The following is a 15,571-nucleotide window of genomic DNA, read 5'->3' as shown; positions in this document are numbered from 1 at the left end:
TCGCAGAAGCGCACGAATCTCGCAGACATTCCGCGGAACCCTGCGAGATGCTCGCACAACCGCGAGATTCCGACGACGTCGCGATCGCTGCGGCCTACGACTCGCGCGCGGCCGAGTACATCGAGCTCGCCGGCAGCATCGATCAGATGGATGCCTCGGACCGCCGCCTCATCGCCGGGTGGCGCGATTCCACCGCTGGGCCGCTGCTGGATGCCGGATGCGGCCCCGGCCCGTGGACAGACTTCCTCCACGACGGCAGCCGGGACGTCATCGGCGTCGACCTCTCTGAGAAGTTCCTGGCGAGTGCGCGCCGCACCTACCCGCATCTGAGGTTCGAGGCCGGCAGCTTCCGCACGCTTCCCGTCGCCGACGCTTCGCTCGGCGGCATCCTCGCCTGGTACTCGCTGATCCACACTGCCCCAGCCGAGGTCCCCGACGCGCTCGACGAGTTCTACCGAGTCCTGGCCCCCGGCGGCTCCCTCCTCCTCGGCTTCTTCGACGGACCTCCCCGCGAGCCGTTCGCCCACGCGGTCACCCGCGCCTACTTCTGGTCAGCGGAGGCGCTGGATGCTCTTCTCGCCGAAGTCGGCTTCACCGTCACGCACCAGGAACACCGCCAGCGAACCGCAGCTGAAGCCAGTACACGCCCGCACGCCGCTCTGACTGCGATCAAACGCGACAGTTGAGGCCGGAGCGACACACGAGCTCGCCGCCCCGGCATCCCGCCTAGAATTGGGCGCATGCCCGCAGGCGATTCCTTCTACATCACCACGCCCATCTACTACCCCTCCGATGTGCCGCACATCGGCCACGGGTACACGTCGGTGGCGGTCGACACGCTCGCCCGCTGGCACCGCCAGGCGGGCGATGACACCTGGATGCTGACCGGAACCGACGAGCACGGCCAGAAGATGCTCCGTGCCGCCGCGGCCAACGGCGTCACCCCGCAGCAGTGGGTCGACAAGCTCGTCTCCGAGAGCTGGTTCCCGTTGCTGGAGACGCTCGACGTCGCCAACGACGACTTCATCCGCACCACGCAGGAGCGCCACGAGAAGAACGTGCAGGTGTTCTTCCAGCGGCTGTACGACGCGGGCTACATCTATGCCGGCGAGTACGAGGCGCTCTACTGTGTGGGCTGTGAGGAGTTCAAGCCCGAGTCCGAGATCGTCGACGGAACCGGACCCTTCGAGGGTCTGAAGGTCTGCGCGATCCACTCCAAGCCGCTCGAGCTGCTGCAGGAGAAGAACTATTTCTTCAAGCTCAGCGAGTTCCAGGACCGCCTGCTCGAGCTGTACAAGAACGAACCGGACTTCGTCCGCCCTCATTCGGCCCGCAACGAGGTCGTCTCATTCGTGTCGCAGGGTCTGAAGGACCTCTCCATCTCGCGTTCGACCTTCGACTGGGGCATCCCGCTGCCATGGGACGAGTCGCACGTCATCTACGTGTGGGTCGACGCGCTTCTGAACTACGCCACAGCCGTCGGGTACGGCTCGGATGAAGAGACGTTCGCCCGCCGCTGGCCCGCTTATCACGTCGTCGGCAAGGACATCCTCCGGTTCCACGCCGTCATCTGGCCTGCACTGCTCATGGCGGCCGGCGTCGACGTGCCCAAGGGCGTCTTCGCACACGGGTGGCTGCTCGTCGGGGGCGAGAAGATGTCGAAGTCGAAGCTCACCGGCATCGCGCCGACCGAGATCACCGATGTGTTCGGCTCCGACGCGTACCGCTTCTACTTCCTCTCCGCCATCGCGTTCGGACAGGACGGCTCGTTCTCATGGGAGGACCTGTCCGCCCGGTACCAGGCCGAGCTCGCCAACGGATTCGGCAACCTCGCCTCGCGCACGATCGCGATGATCGAGAAGTACTTCGAGGGCGTCGTCCCCGAAGCCGCGGAGCACACCGAGCAGGACCTCGCCATCCAGAAGATCGTCGCGGATGCCGCCAGCGCAGCTGATGCCTCGATCGAGCAGTTCCGCATCGATGAGGCGATCTCGGCGATCTGGAAGATCGTGGATGCCCTGAACGGCTACATCACCGAGAACGAGCCCTGGGCCCTGGCACGCGACGAGGCCCAGCGGGGTCGCCTCGGCACCGTGCTGTACACGTGCGCCGAAGGCCTGCGTGCACTGAGCGTGCTGCTGTCCCCGGTGATGCCGCAATCGACCGGCAAGCTCTGGTCGGCTCTCGGCGCCGCTGAAACCCTCGGCGGTCTGCAGGACCAGCCGATCCGCGAAGCGGGCGGTTGGGGCAAGCTCGCCCCTGGCACTTCTGTGCAGGCCCTCGCACCGTTGTTCCCCCGCGTGGAGCAGCCGGCTTGACCCGAGAGCGTCGACCCGTGACCGAGAGCCCGAGCCAGTACGTTCGGGAGCGGGCGGCAGACGGCCGCAAGGACCTCCGTTACCCGCCCGCGCCCGAACCGCTGACGGTGCCCGTGTACGACAACCACGCGCACCTCGAGATCACCGACGGCGACGACCCGCTCACACTGACCGAGCAGCTCGATCGGGCGCAGGCCGTCGGCATCCTCGGCGTCGTACAGGCATCGGGAGACATCGAGTCGTCACGGTGGGCCGTGGATGCCGCGGCATCCGATCCTCGCGTCCTCGCGGCCGTCGCGATCCACCCGAACGACGCTCCTGACTACGCCGAAGCCGGGCAGCTCGGTCACGCGATCGACGTGATCGACGAACTCGCCGCGCACCCGCGCGTGCGCGCGATCGGCGAGACGGGACTGGACTTCTTCCGCACGGGGCCCGAGGGACACAAAGCCCAGTTCGAGGCGTTCGAGGCGCACATTGCGCTTGCGAAGAAGCACAGCATCGCGATGCAGATCCACGACCGCGATGCGCACGACGCGGTCCTCGAGACCCTCGCCCGCATCGGCGCGCCGGAGCGGACCGTGTTCCACTGCTTCTCCGGCGACGACGCGATGGCGCGTATCTGCGCGGACGCCGGCTACTACCTGTCGTTCGCCGGAAACGTCACGTTCAAGAACGCCCAGAACCTGCGCGATGCGCTGGCAGCGACTCCGCTCGACCGCATCCTCGTCGAGACGGATGCTCCGTTCCTGACCCCCGTGCCGCTCAGGGGCCGCCCGAACGCGCCCTACCTCGTGCCGATCACCGTGCGGTTCATCTCTGACGAGCTCGGCGTGCACGTGGACGAACTCGCCGCGCAGATCGCAGAGAACACCCTGCGCGTCTACGGCTCCTTCGAGGGCTGAGGCAGACCGCCGTCGGACTCCTCGACGACGACCGGCGCGTTCACGATGTGCGAGATCGGCTTCCACACGAGCAGAAGTGTGATCGCCGCGCCGACGAAAGCGAACCACCATGGCGCGGTCAGGCCCCACACCTGCGCGATCACGCCGCCCAGCGCCTGACCGATCACCATCCCGCCGAAGACGCCGACCATGTTGACCGAGGCGACCCGCCCCTGAAGCGCATGGGGCACGAGCCGCTGCCGTACGGTCGTCGAGATCGTGCCCCACACGAACGCGTAGGTGCCGAAGACGAACATGATGATCAGCGCCACCCAGCCCGCCGTCGTGAGTGCGAACGCGAGGTGCATGAGCACCTCGAGCGACAGCGCCACTCGCATCAGGGTCGCGAAAGACACATGACGCTCGAGCCACCCGAACGTCAGCGTGGCGAGGATGCCGCCGGCCGCCGATGCCGTGGTGAGCGCTCCATAGCCGACCGCTCCCATGTTGAGATGCTCTGTCGCGTAGAGGACGAGCACGCCCCATGGAGCCGCCCACGTGATGTTGAACGTGAGGATGATCAGCACGAGCATCCGAACAGGCGGGTTGCGCCACATCCATCGAACGCCCTCGGCGATATCGGTGTGCACAGGCGTGCGGGCCTCGGCATCGCGCGGAGGCACAGGGGTCGATGCCATCCGCGAGATCAGCACGACCGCGAGCCCGACGCACACGACCTCGACGAGGAACGGCCAGGCAGCGCCTGCCGCGAACAGGAACGCGCCGATCGGCGGACCGGCGAACTGATTGGCCACCAGATATCCGGCCTGCAGTCGCGCATTGCCGATGCCGAGATCGGCTGGCTTGACGAGCATGGGCAGCAGCGTGCTCGCAGCCGTGTCGACGAAGACCTCAGCCGTGCCGTAGAGGAATGCGACGGCCAGCACGGCCCAGATGGTGGCGGCGCCGGTGACGATGAAGACGCACAGGGTCGCGAGCACGATCATGCGAGCGGCGTTCGCGAACATGACCAGCTTGCGCCGATCGAAACGGTCGGCGACGGCTCCCGCGTGCAGGCCGAAAACCAGCCAGGGCAGGAACTGCATGACGGCCCCAGCGGCGACGAGCACGGGGGAGGACGTCAGCGACGCGATCAGCAGCGGAGCGGCGGCCAGCGCGATGCCGTCGCCGATGTTGCTCGTCCACGACGACGCCATGAGCCAGCGGAAATCACGTCCCAGTCTGCGGGGTGCGATGAGCTCGCCGAGTGTGCGCACCCGTAAACAGTAGTCGGCATGGGGGACAATGGCAGGATGACCGTCACCCTGCTCGGCGCGACCGAGATCCGCCGCCTTGCCGCCGAGCTCGACGTCACCCCCACCAAGAAGCTGGGTCAGAACTTCGTCGTCGACGCGAACACCGTCCGCAAGATCGTGCACGTCGGACGCGTGCAGGCGGGGGAGCGCGTGGTCGAGGTCGGCCCCGGCCTCGGTTCATTGACCCTCGCGATCCTCGAAACCGGGGCATCCGTCACCGCCGTCGAGATCGACCATCGACTGGCTGCTCGTCTGCCGCAGACCGCCGCAGACCACGGCGTCCCCGGCGATGCGCTCAGTGTCGTCGATGCGGATGCACTGCGTGTGACCGAACTGCCTGGCGACCCGACCGTACTCGTCGCCAACCTGCCCTACAACGTCTCCGTGCCCGTGCTGCTGCACTTCATGGAGACCTTCCCGAACCTGCAGCGCGGGGTCGTCATGGTGCAGTCCGAAGTCGGCGAACGACTCGCGGCCCCTCCCGGCGGCAAGGTCTACGGCGCGCCGAGCGCGAAGGCTGCCTGGTACGGCTCGTGGCGGCTCGCCGGAACGGTCTCCCGCCAGGTGTTCTGGCCCGTCCCGAACGTCGACAGCGTGCTGGTCGCCTTCGAACGCGACGAGCAGGAGCGCGGCGACGAGGAGCTGCGGCTGGCCACGTTCCGCATCGTGGATGCCGCCTTCCAGCAGCGCCGCAAGATGCTCAGGCAGGCACTCGCAGCCGTGCTCGGGGGGACGGCCGCCGAGGCATCCGCTCTGCTCGAACGCGCCGGCGTCGCGCCGACCGCGCGCGGCGAGGAACTGTCGATCGACGACTTCGTCCGAATCGCGCGCGCGCTGGCCGCTAACCTGGAGGCGTGACCGACTCGCCTCGTTTCCGCTCCGACGTTCCAGAGATCCATCGACCCTACGCGGCCGATGGCTCACGATACGAACAGTTCGCGTATCGGCAGGTCGGGTCGTCCGGGCTCTTCCTACCGCCGATCTCGCTGGGGCTGTGGTGGAACTTCGGCGACAACATCCCGCTCGACAATCAGCGTGCGCTTCTGCGCCACGCCTTCGACCGCGGCATCACGCACTTCGATCTGGCGAACAACTACGGCCCGCCGCACGGCTCGGCGGAGAAGAACTTCGGGCGCATCTTCCGTGAGGATCTCCGCCCCTATCGCGACGAACTGATCATCTCGTCCAAGGCCGGCTGGGACATGTGGCCGGGTCCGTACGGCGACTTCGGCAGCCGCAAGTACCTTCTTGCCAGTGCCGAGCGATCGCTGGCCGCGATGAATCTCGACTACGTCGACATCTTCTACTCGCACCGCGTCGATCCGGTCACTCCCGTCGAGGAGACCGTGGGGGCGCTGGACACGCTGGTGCGACAGGGCAAGGCCCTGTACGTGGGCATCTCGTCGTACAGCGCCGAGCGGACGTCTGAAGCTCTGGCCGTCGCGCGGTCTCTCGGTACGCCGCTCGTGATCCACCAGCCCTCGTACTCGATCCTCAACCGCTGGATCGAGCCGGAGCTCACCGAGACCCTGCGCTCGGAGGGCCTCGGCGCCATCGCGTTCACGCCGTTGGCGCAGGGGCTGCTCACCGACAAGTACCTCGGCGACGGCACCGCCCAGCGTGCGCAGAAGCGCGGGTCGCTGCCGGACAAGCCCCTCTCCGCGGAAGCCCTCGGCATACTGCGATCGTTGAACGAGATCGCCGGCGAACGCGACCAGACCCTCGCACAGATGGCGCTGCAGTGGACGCTGCGTGATCCGGTGGTCGCGTCGGCGCTCATCGGAGCATCCCGTCCGGAGCAGATCGACGAGAACATCGCCGCGGTGAGCGGTCCCGACTTCAGCGCGGAGCAGCTCTCGCGCATCGATGCGCTCGCCGGCAGCATCGACGTCAACCTCTGGTCCGTCTCCTCCTCCCTGTGAGCGCATCGTGACCCGCGAGGCCTTCGCCGAATCCGTGCACGTGCGCGCGCCGGGGAAGATCAACGTCTACCTCGGCGTCGGAGGCCGTCACGACGACGGGTACCACGCGCTGGCGACGGTGTTCCAGGCCGTCTCCCTGTACGAGGACGTCATCGCGACGGACGCGCCCGACTTCACGCTGAGCGTGACTGGCGTCGATGATCCGAGCACGGTGCCTGTGGATGATCGAAACCTCGCGATGCGCGCGGCCAAGATGCTCGCCTCGGCCACCGGCTACGAGGGCGGCGTGCATCTGGAGCTCCGCAAGAGCGTCCCTGTCGCCGGGGGGATGGGTGGAGGTTCGGCGGATGCCGCGGCCGCTCTCGTCGCCTGCGATGCGCTCTGGGGCACCGGGCTCTCGCCGCAGCGACTGCACGAGCTCGCCGCACGACTCGGAGCTGACGTCCCGTTCGCGCTGCATGGCGGAACAGCAGTGGGCACGGGGCGCGGCGACCAGCTCAACCCCGCCCTCGCCCGCGGTCGATTCGACTGGGTGCTCGTCACCAGCGAAGCCGGGCTGTCGACGCCCGAGATCTACGCGCGGCTGGACGCGCACCGCACCGAGATCGGCGCGCTCGCGGACGACCCGCCGATGTCTCTGGATGTGCCGATCCCGGTGCTGCAGGCTCTGCGCGCCGGCGATCCTCACTCGCTCGCAGCATCCATGTTCAACGACCTCGAGGTGTCGGCGCTGCTCGAGCGTCCTGCCCTGGACGACATCATCAACGAGGGCCTGCACGCGGGCGCGCTGAGCGGAATCGTGTCGGGCTCGGGCCCCACGATCGCCTTCCTCTGCGAGACGCCGGATAGCGCCCAGTACGTCCAGGGCGAGCTGCAGAAGAACGGCCGCACGGCGCTGCACGTTCACGGTCCTGTGCCGGGCGCGCGCATCATCTCCTGAGGGGCGGCAGCGACCCGGCTCGTGCGGATCGGACAACGGTTCGCGGCCTGGCGCGTGCGCTGATTGTGCCCTGGGGACATAATGGAGAGATCGATGTGACCGTGCACACGCGAAGGAGGCGTTGCGATGGCAGCCTCCGGTGACCGGGCACGTGTGCCCAGCATCCGCGACGTCGCCCGGCTTGCGGGCGTCTCCCATCAGACCGTCTCCCGCGTGCTGAACGAGCATCCGAGCATCCGCCCGGAGACGCGCAAGCGGGTCGAGGACGCGATCTCCGTCCTCGACTACAAGCCGAATCTCGCCGCTCGCGCCCTCGTCACGAGTCGCACCCACACGATCGGCGTGCTCTCGGCCACCATCGGGGAGTTCGGCCCGACGTCGTCGATCGCGAGCATCGAGGATGCCGCGCGGGCCGAGGGCTACTCGGTGACGACGGTGAACCTGCCGGCGACGACGCCGGAGGCCATCGGCGACGCCATCCGGCAGCTGAGCCGTGAGCAGGTCAGTGGGATCGTCGCGCTCGCGCCTCAGGTGCGGGTCTTCAACGTCCTCCGGGGCATGGCCGTCGGCGTGCCGCTGGTCAGTCTGCAGACCGCGTCCGGGTCGGACGGTTTCACGCTCTCGGCCGATCAGGTCGCGGGTGCCAGAGCCGTCACCGAGCACCTGATCGACCTCGGGCACACCGACATCCTGCATCTCGCCGGCCCCCAGGACTGGATCGAGGCCGAATCGCGCATGCGCGGATACCTCGACGCGCTGAGAGAGGCCGATCTGCCGACGTTCCCGCCGATTCGCGGCGATTGGACCGCCGACTTCGGCCATTTCGCGGGCGGCGAACTCGCGCGGCGACGCGACTTCACGGCGGTCTTCGCGGCGAACGACCTCATGGCGATCGGGCTCATGCACGGCTTCCGGGATGCCGGGATCGACGTGCCGCGCGAGGTCAGCGTGGTCGGGTTCGATGATATTCCGGTCGCGGCACATGTCTGGCCCCCACTGACCACGGTGCATCAGGACTTTCCCGAGCTCGGACGACGGGCCGTCGGCATGCTGCTCGCCGAGATCCGCGGCGAGCGGGCTCCGCAGTACGGCGCCGTCGTGCCCCAGCTGCGGCTGCGTTCATCCAGCGCTGCGCGCTGATTCCGGGGCCTTCCGTCTCGAATCGGCATCGACGACGGCGGTCCACTTGACACGGTGCCCGCATGAGCGCAAGATGGTGTCTCATGTGAACGGTCACATTGAGGGTGGCCGTCAGTTATCGAGGAAGATCCGTGAGCAGCACAGCGACGTTGCCGACCGTGTCAGGTCCGATCCTGGAGATGCGCAGCATCACCAAGGAGTTCCCTGGCGTGAAGGCCCTCTCCGACGTCTCGATCGCCGTACGCGCTGGAGAGATCCACGCCATCTGCGGTGAGAACGGCGCCGGCAAGTCCACCCTGATGAAGGTCCTCTCGGGTGTGTACCCGTACGGCAGCTACGACGGCGACATCCTGCTGTACGGCGAGGAGCAGCGCTTCAAGGACATCGCCTCGAGCGAGCAGGCCGGCATCGCGATCATCCACCAGGAGCTCGCGCTGATCCCCGAGCTCTCGATCACCGAGAACATCTTCCTCGGCAATGAGATCCGTCGCGGCGGCGTCATCGACTGGCGAGCCTCCAAGACCCGGGCGACCGAACTGCTCGCCCGCGTCGGCCTCTCCGAGGACCCCGACATCGCGATCAAGCACCTCGGCGTCGGCAAGCAGCAGCTCGTCGAGATCGCCAAGGCTCTGAACAAGGACGTGAAGCTCCTCATCCTCGACGAGCCGACGGCGGCCCTCAACGAGAACGATTCCCAGCACCTGCTCGATCTGATCCTCGGTCTCAAGGCCAAGGGCATCGCCTCGATCATGATCAGCCACAAGCTCAACGAGATCGAACAGATCGCCGACGAGATCACGATCATCCGCGACGGCCGCACTGTCGAGACGCTCGACGTCACCAGGGGCGAGATCAACGAGGACCGCATCATCCACGGCATGGTCGGCCGCTCCCTCGAGAGCCGGTACCCCGACCGCACGCCCGACATCGGCGATGTGTTCTTCGAGGTCAAGGACTGGTGGGTGCAGCACCCGACCGTCAGCGAGCGCATGGTCGTGAAGGGCTCCTCGCTAAACGTCCGTCGCGGCGAGGTCGTCGGCATCGCCGGGCTCATGGGAGCAGGTCGAACCGAGTTCGCCCGCAGCATCTTCGGCCGTTCGTACGGCACGTTCCTCGGCGGCCAGCTGTTCAAGGACGGCACGGAGATCGAACTCCGCGATGTCGCAAGCGCGATCCACCACGGACTCGCCTATGTGAGCGAGGATCGCAAGAGCCTGGGCCTGAACCTCCTCGACACGATCAAGCGCGCGATCGTCTCCGCCAAGCTGTCGAAGATCGCGAACAACGGCGTCGTCAACGATCGCGAGGAGTTCCAGGTCGCAGAGCGGTACCGCAAGGCGCTCCGGATCAAGACCCCCACCGTCGAGCAGGGCGTCTCGACGCTCTCCGGCGGCAACCAGCAGAAGGTCGTCCTCGCGAAGTGGATGTTCACCGACCCCGACCTGCTGATCCTCGACGAGCCCACCCGCGGCATCGACGTCGGAGCGAAGTACGAGATCTACTCGATCATCAACGAGCTCGCGGCATCCGGAAAGGGCGTCATCGTCATCTCCAGCGAGCTGCCGGAACTGATGGGCATCTCCGACCGCATCTACACCATCTTCGAGGGACGCGTCACCGACTGCATCCCCGCTGACCAGGCCACCCCGGAGGCGCTCATGCGCAGCATGACCTCCACGAATCAGAAGGCGAGCGCATGAGCACCAGCACGACCCCGGCTCAGAAGCACGGGTTCCAGTTCTCCGACATCAGGAAGATGTTCGGCGGCGGCGGGATGTCGTCGCTGCGTCAGTTCGGCATCCTCGGCAGCCTCATCGTCATCGTGCTGTTCTTCGAGATCTTCACGCTGATGCGCAACGGCGCGAACGGCGCGACGCTGACGCCGGGGAACCTCATCAACGTCGTCAACCAGTACTCGTTCATCCTGATCCTCGCCATCGGCATGGTCATGGTCATCATCATGGGGCACATCGACCTGTCGGTCGGCTCCGTGGCGGCCTTCGTCGGCATCATCGTCGCGAAGTCCATGGCCGAATGGAACCTCCCCTGGCCGCTGGCTATCGTGCTGGGCCTCGTCGTCGGCGCTCTGGTCGGCGCGTGGCAAGGATTCTGGGTCGCGTACGTCGGGGTGCCGGCGTTCATCGTGACCCTCGCCGGCATGCTCTTCTTCCGCGGAGCGAACCAGTGGATCGGCGACTCGCAGTCCATCCCGGTCCCGAAGGAGTTCGTCTACATCGGAGCCGGCTACCTGCCTGAGCTCGCGATTCCGCTGGACTTCAACGTGCTGACCATGGTGCTCGCACTCCTCGGCGTCGCCTGGGTGGTCTTCTGGGAGATGCGCACCCGACGCATCCAGCGAAAGATGGGCTCCGACATGGCCCCTGCGTGGGTCAGCACGGTCAAGGTCATCCTCATCTCGATCGTCGTCCTCGCCGCCGGATGGATGTTCGCGACCGGTCGGCCTGGCACCAGCTTCCCGGTCTCGGGCCTCATCCTGCTGGCGCTGGTCATCATCTACTCCTTCGTCACCAACAGCACCGTCTTCGGTCGCCACATCTACGCCGTCGGCGGCAACCGCCAGGCCGCTCGCCTGTCGGGTGTGAAGGACCGCTGGATCGACTTCTTCGTGATGATGAACATGTCGACCCTGGCCGCACTCGCCGGCATGATCTTCGTCGCCCGGTCCCAGGCATCCGGACCCGGTGACGGGAACGGCTGGGAGCTCGACGCCATCGCCTCGGTCTTCATCGGCGGAGCCGCAGTCGCCGGTGGTATCGGAACCGTCATCGGCTCGATCATCGGTGGCCTGGTCATGGGCTTCCTCAACAACGGACTGCAGCTGCTCGGTCAGGGCGCCGACGTCGTCTCGATGATCAAGGGACTCGTCCTGCTCGTCGCGGTCGGCATCGACGTCTGGAACAAGCAGCAGGGCCGGCCGTCGCTCATCGGCTTCATGATGCGCAGGCGGAACAAGGCCGATGCTCCGAACCTCACCGACTATCCCAGCTCAAAATAACCGCACCATCAACACAGAGAAAGAGATCGCATGAAGAAGATCGCACTCGCGGGGACAGCGCTCGTCGCCGCGGCAGCACTCGCACTCACCGGCTGCTCCGGGCAGCGCGGTGGCGGCGACACCGGCACCGACACCGGCTCAGAGGAGACCACCGGTTTCGAGGCAGGATCCACGATCGGCATCGCCCTTCCGGACAAGACCAGTGAGAACTGGGTCCTCGCGGGCAAGCTGTTCGAGGAGGGCCTCGCAGACGCCGGTTTCAAGGCCGACGTGCAGTACGCCCCGGCATCCAACACCGTCGCCGAGCAGCAGAACCAGATCCAGACCATGGTGCAGAACGGCGCCAAGGTCATCGTCATCGGCGCGAAGGACGGCAAGCAGCTGGCCACGCAGGTGCAGGCGGCGCAGGATGCTGGCGCCAAGGTGATCGCCTACGACCGTCTCATCGAGAACACCGAGGCCGTCGACTACTACGTCGCGTTCGACAACTTCAAGGTGGGCCAGCTCCAGGGTCAGGCTCTGCTCGACGGTCTCGCCGAGCGTGCGGGTCACGACGCGCCGTACAACATCGAGCTGTTCTCCGGCTCGCCGGACGACGCGAACTCGGCCGTGTTCTTCGACGGCGCGATGGAGGTGCTGCAGCCCAAGATCGACGACGGCACGCTGAACGTGGTCTCGGGTCAGACCAAGATCGCCCAGACCGCGACCGAGGGCTGGCTGGCCGAGAACGCCCAGAACCGCATGGACACCCTGCTCACCGGCTCGTACAGCGGCGACACGGTGATCGACGGCGTCCTCTCCCCGAACGACACCCTCGCCCGCGCCATCATCACGTCGGTGCAGCAGGCCGGAAAGCCGGTCCCGGTCGTCACCGGTCAGGACTCCGAGGTCGAGTCCGTGAAGTCGATCATGGAGGGCATCCAGTACTCCACGATCAACAAGGACACCACCCTGCTCGTCGAGCAGACCATCAAGATGGTCGGACAGCTCCAGAAGGGCGAGGAGGTCGACGTCAACGACACCGAGCAGTACGACAACGGCGCGAAGGTCGTTCCGGCGTACCTGCTCGACCCGATCATCGTCACGAAGGCGAACGCCGCTGAGGCCTACGCCAACGTGCCGAGCCTGCTGGAGATCGTCGAGTCCTACAAGTAAGTCGACATCGTGCACATGAGCCGTCCGGTCCTTCGGGGCCGGGCGGCTCGCTCGTTTCTGCGGCGGCTACCCTTGAGAGGACATGGCACATCTTCTCGGGGCCGAAGGCCTCCACCTGGAATACCCGACCAAGGTCGTCTTCGACTCGATCACCCTGGGGATCGAGGAGGGCGACAGGATCGGCATCGTCGGTCGCAACGGCGACGGCAAGAGCTCGCTGCTCGCTATGCTCGCCGGGCGCAAGGAGCCGGATGGCGGGCGAGTGACCGTCCGTGCCGGAACCACGATCGGCGTGCTCGACCAGGCGGACACGCTGGATGACTCTCTCACCATCGCGCAGTCCGTCGTCGGCGACGTGCCGGAGTACGAGTGGGCGGGTGACTCCCGAGTTCGCGACGTCATCCAGGGCCTGCTGGCGGACCTGGCCTGGGATGCTCCGGTGAAGGGCCTCAGCGGGGGGCAGCGCCGCCGTGTGGCGCTCGCAGCTCTGCTGGTGCAGGACTGGGACATCATCGCGCTCGATGAGCCGACGAACCACCTCGACGTCGAGGCGATCACCTGGCTCGCCGGTCATCTGAAGAAGCGATGGTCGGCGAACACCGGCGCGTTCCTCGTCGTCACCCACGACCGGTGGTTCCTCGACGAGGTGTGCACCGAGACCTGGGAGGTGCACGACCGCATCGTCGAGCCGTTCGAGGGCGGGTACGCCGCGTACATCCTGCAGCGCGTCGAGCGCGACCGGATGGCCGCAGCGACCGAGGCGAAGCGTCAGAACCTCGCGCGCAAGGAGCTCGCGTGGCTGCGTCGTGGCGCGCCGGCCCGAACGAGCAAGCCGAAGTTCCGCATCGATGCGGCGAACGAGCTCATCGCCGATGTGCCCGAGATCCGCGACAAGGTCTCGCTGCAGTCGCTGGCCACGTCGCGGCTCGGCAAGGACGTCGTCGATCTGCTGGATGCCGGCGTCGCGTACGGTGACGTCGAGATCCTCCGCGACGTCGAGTGGCGCATCGCGCCGGGGGAGCGCACCGGCATCCTCGGCGTGAACGGTGCGGGCAAGTCCACTCTGCTCGGCCTCGTCGCCGGCACCATCGAACCCACCAGCGGTCGAGTCAAGCGCGGTAAGACGGTGCAGGTGCGCACTCTCACCCAGCGCATCGACGAACTCGAGCAGCACTGGAACGACCCTGTCCGCACCGTCATCGCCGGGCTCCGGACGGAGTACACCTTCGGCACCGGATCCAAGTCGCAGGACCTCACGCCGGGGCAGCTCCTCGAGCGGCTGGGATTCTCATCCGCTCAGCTGTCGACGCAGGTCAAGGACCTCTCGGGCGGTCAGCAGCGGCGCCTGCAGCTGTTGCTCGTGCTGCTCGACCAGCCGAACGTGCTGATCCTCGACGAGCCGACCAACGACATGGACACCGACATGCTCGCCGCGATCGAGGACCTCCTCGACTCGTGGCCCGGCACGCTGCTCGTCGTCAGCCACGACCGGTACTTCCTCGAGCGCGTCACCGACCAGCAGTACGCCGTGATGGGAGGCCACCTGCGGCACCTGCCCGGCGGCGTGGACGAGTATCTGCGCCTTCGCGCGGCATCCGCCCCGGGTGAGGCCGCGAAGACGCCGGCCGCTTCCAAGACCCCGACGCTCTCCGGCGCAGACCTGCGCGCCGCCCAGAAGGAGATCGCGGCCCTGGAGCGGAAGATCCAGAAGCTCACGCAGCAGATCGACAAGGCCAAGCACGGCCTCGTCGACCACGATCAGTCCGACTATGCGGGCCTCGCCGAGAAGATGAAGAGCATCGCGGCGCTGGAGGCCGAGGTCGAGGAGAACGAGATGCGCTGGCTCGAGCTCAGTGAGCAGCTCGATTGAGTGTGTGACGCGTTCGTGACACCGTGACGCTCTGTGACAGATGGATTCCGCATCGACACGGTCGCCTGCTTACCGTTGAGGCATCCCACCAGGAAGGTTCTGTCCATGTCTCGTCGTATCGTCTCCGCTGTCGCCGCGCTCGCCGCGCTCCCTCTCGTGATCGGCCTGGCCGGCTGCGCCACAGCCTCCGAGAACCCGGGCGGTGGCGAGAACGAGGTCGTCAAGATCGGCGTCGTCGGCAAGTCCGATGAGCAGTGGCCCGCATTCGTGGATGCCGCGGCCGAAGAGGGCATCACCGTCGAGCTCGTCGACTTCGGCTCGTACGAGCAGCCGAACCCCGCGCTGACCGAGGGCGAGCTCGACCTCAACCAGTTCCAGCACATCGTGTACCTCGCGCAGTACAACGAGGCCTCGGGTGAGGATCTCACCCCGATCGGATCGACCGCGATCTACCCGCTGGGCCTGTACTCGCAGAAGTACGACGACGTGAAGGACATCCCGAAGGGCGAGACCGTCGCCGTTCCCGATGACGCCTCCAACCAGGCACGCGCACTGCTCGTGCTGCAGTCCGCGGGCCTCATCGAGCTGAAGAGCGGCGGCACGATCTTCTCCGACCTCGCGGACGTCGACGAGTCGGCATCCAAGGTCAAGGTCCAGGCCCTCGAGGCCGCGCTCATCCCGACCTCGCTTCCCGACGTCGCCGCCGCGATCATCAACAACGACTTCGTCACACAGGCTGGTCTCTCCTTCGAGGACGCGATCGCGCAGGACGACCCGTCCGACCCGAACGCGCTGCCGTACGTGAACATCTTCGCGGCGCGCGCCGACGATGCCGAGAACGAGACATACCTGAAGCTCGTGGAGATCTTCCAGACCGATGAGGACGTGCAGGCGGGTCTGCTGAAGTCCTCCGGCGACACTGCGGTTGCGCTGCAGACGCCTGTCGCCGACCTCGTCGAGTCGCTGAAGACGGTCCAGAAGGACGTTGCGGCCAACGGCTGATCAGCACA

The 15,571-nt window shown here is 66.8% G+C and carries 13 protein-coding genes; 12 read left to right on the top strand and 1 reads right to left on the bottom strand.

What is annotated here, in order from left to right:
* Window positions 1–47: 47 nt before the first annotated feature.
* The 3 genes from LQZ87_RS10815 to LQZ87_RS10805 are packed head-to-tail and all read left to right on the top strand — an operon-like array spanning window position 48 to window position 3,223.
* Window positions 48–686 (top strand): class I SAM-dependent methyltransferase, encoded by a 639-nt coding sequence (locus LQZ87_RS10815; protein WP_230103485.1) that lies wholly within the window; start codon window positions 48–50, stop codon window positions 684–686.
* Window positions 687–740: 54 nt separating this feature from the next.
* Window positions 741–2,318 (top strand): methionine--tRNA ligase, encoded by a 1,578-nt coding sequence (metG, locus tag LQZ87_RS10810; RefSeq protein ID WP_230103484.1) that lies wholly within the window; start codon window positions 741–743, stop codon window positions 2,316–2,318.
* Between the two features lie 17 nt (window positions 2,319–2,335).
* Window positions 2,336–3,223 (top strand): TatD family hydrolase, encoded by an 888-nt coding sequence (locus tag LQZ87_RS10805; protein ID WP_230103483.1) that lies wholly within the window; start codon window positions 2,336–2,338, stop codon window positions 3,221–3,223.
* Here the strand turns inward: LQZ87_RS10805 and LQZ87_RS10800 are convergent.
* A complete protein-coding gene (locus LQZ87_RS10800; RefSeq protein ID WP_230103482.1) occupies window positions 3,202–4,479 on the bottom strand; it encodes an MFS transporter in 1,278 nt (425 codons plus the stop codon). The genes LQZ87_RS10805 and LQZ87_RS10800 overlap by 22 nt on opposite strands.
* A gap of 36 nt (window positions 4,480–4,515) precedes the next feature.
* On the opposite strand from LQZ87_RS10800, the gene rsmA reads away from it, so the two are divergent.
* From rsmA to LQZ87_RS10755, 9 genes are all read left to right on the top strand, one after another.
* On the top strand, window positions 4,516–5,376 hold the full coding sequence (gene rsmA, locus LQZ87_RS10795; RefSeq protein ID WP_230103481.1) for a 16S rRNA (adenine(1518)-N(6)/adenine(1519)-N(6))-dimethyltransferase RsmA: 861 nt from the start codon (window positions 4,516–4,518) through the stop codon (window positions 5,374–5,376).
* The gene (locus LQZ87_RS10790) at window positions 5,373–6,440 is read left to right on the top strand and encodes an aldo/keto reductase (protein WP_230103480.1); all 1,068 of its coding nucleotides are present in this window, start codon (window positions 5,373–5,375) and stop codon (window positions 6,438–6,440) included. Before rsmA ends, LQZ87_RS10790 begins: the two co-directional genes overlap by 4 nt.
* A gap of 7 nt (window positions 6,441–6,447) precedes the next feature.
* On the top strand, window positions 6,448–7,380 hold the full coding sequence (locus LQZ87_RS10785) for a 4-(cytidine 5'-diphospho)-2-C-methyl-D-erythritol kinase (RefSeq protein ID WP_230103479.1): 933 nt from the start codon (window positions 6,448–6,450) through the stop codon (window positions 7,378–7,380).
* A 126-nt stretch (window positions 7,381–7,506) separates the two neighbouring features.
* Window positions 7,507–8,520: a LacI family DNA-binding transcriptional regulator gene (locus LQZ87_RS10780; protein WP_230103478.1), complete on the top strand. Its 1,014-nt coding sequence runs from the start codon at window positions 7,507–7,509 to the stop codon at window positions 8,518–8,520.
* Between the two features lie 179 nt (window positions 8,521–8,699).
* Window positions 8,700–10,220: a multiple monosaccharide ABC transporter ATP-binding protein gene (gene mmsA / locus LQZ87_RS10775; RefSeq protein ID WP_290368268.1), complete on the top strand. Its 1,521-nt coding sequence runs from the start codon at window positions 8,700–8,702 to the stop codon at window positions 10,218–10,220.
* Window positions 10,217–11,536: a multiple monosaccharide ABC transporter permease gene (mmsB, locus tag LQZ87_RS10770; RefSeq protein ID WP_230103477.1), complete on the top strand. Its 1,320-nt coding sequence runs from the start codon at window positions 10,217–10,219 to the stop codon at window positions 11,534–11,536. Before mmsA ends, mmsB begins: the two co-directional genes overlap by 4 nt.
* 30 nt (window positions 11,537–11,566) lie before the next feature.
* A complete protein-coding gene (locus LQZ87_RS10765; protein ID WP_230103476.1) occupies window positions 11,567–12,691 on the top strand; it encodes a sugar-binding protein in 1,125 nt (374 codons plus the stop codon).
* Window positions 12,692–12,773: 82 nt separating this feature from the next.
* Entirely contained in the window at window positions 12,774–14,561 is a 1,788-nt protein-coding gene (locus LQZ87_RS10760; RefSeq protein ID WP_230103475.1) for an ABC-F family ATP-binding cassette domain-containing protein, read from the top strand.
* Window positions 14,562–14,666: 105 nt separating this feature from the next.
* The gene (locus tag LQZ87_RS10755) at window positions 14,667–15,563 is read left to right on the top strand and encodes a MetQ/NlpA family ABC transporter substrate-binding protein (protein WP_230103474.1); all 897 of its coding nucleotides are present in this window, start codon (window positions 14,667–14,669) and stop codon (window positions 15,561–15,563) included.
* Window positions 15,564–15,571 lie beyond the last annotated feature (8 nt).

This window comes from Microbacterium sp. Bi121 (assembly GCF_918698005.1).
GTDB lineage: Bacteria > Actinomycetota > Actinomycetes > Actinomycetales > Microbacteriaceae > Microbacterium.
The sequence above is the reverse complement of the archived record's forward strand: the minus strand, read 5'-3'. Positions and strand labels throughout refer to the sequence as shown.

Bases quoted from the DNA above. Each gene is read 5' to 3' on its own strand.
- LQZ87_RS10815 (WP_230103485.1), top strand. From the start codon at position 48: ATGCTCGCACAACCGCGAGATTCCGACGACGTCGCGATCGCTGCGGCC.
- metG (WP_230103484.1), top strand. From the start codon at position 741: ATGCCCGCAGGCGATTCCTTCTACATCACCACGCCCATCTACTACCCC.
- rsmA (WP_230103481.1), top strand. From the start codon at position 4,516: ATGACCGTCACCCTGCTCGGCGCGACCGAGATCCGCCGCCTTGCCGCC.
- LQZ87_RS10780 (WP_230103478.1), top strand. From the start codon at position 7,507: ATGGCAGCCTCCGGTGACCGGGCACGTGTGCCCAGCATCCGCGACGTC.
- mmsA (WP_290368268.1), top strand. From the start codon at position 8,700: ATGCGCAGCATCACCAAGGAGTTCCCTGGCGTGAAGGCCCTCTCCGAC.
- mmsB (WP_230103477.1), top strand. From the start codon at position 10,217: ATGAGCACCAGCACGACCCCGGCTCAGAAGCACGGGTTCCAGTTCTCC.
- LQZ87_RS10765 (WP_230103476.1), top strand. From the start codon at position 11,567: ATGAAGAAGATCGCACTCGCGGGGACAGCGCTCGTCGCCGCGGCAGCA.
- LQZ87_RS10760 (WP_230103475.1), top strand. From the start codon at position 12,774: ATGGCACATCTTCTCGGGGCCGAAGGCCTCCACCTGGAATACCCGACC.
- LQZ87_RS10755 (WP_230103474.1), top strand. From the start codon at position 14,667: ATGTCTCGTCGTATCGTCTCCGCTGTCGCCGCGCTCGCCGCGCTCCCT.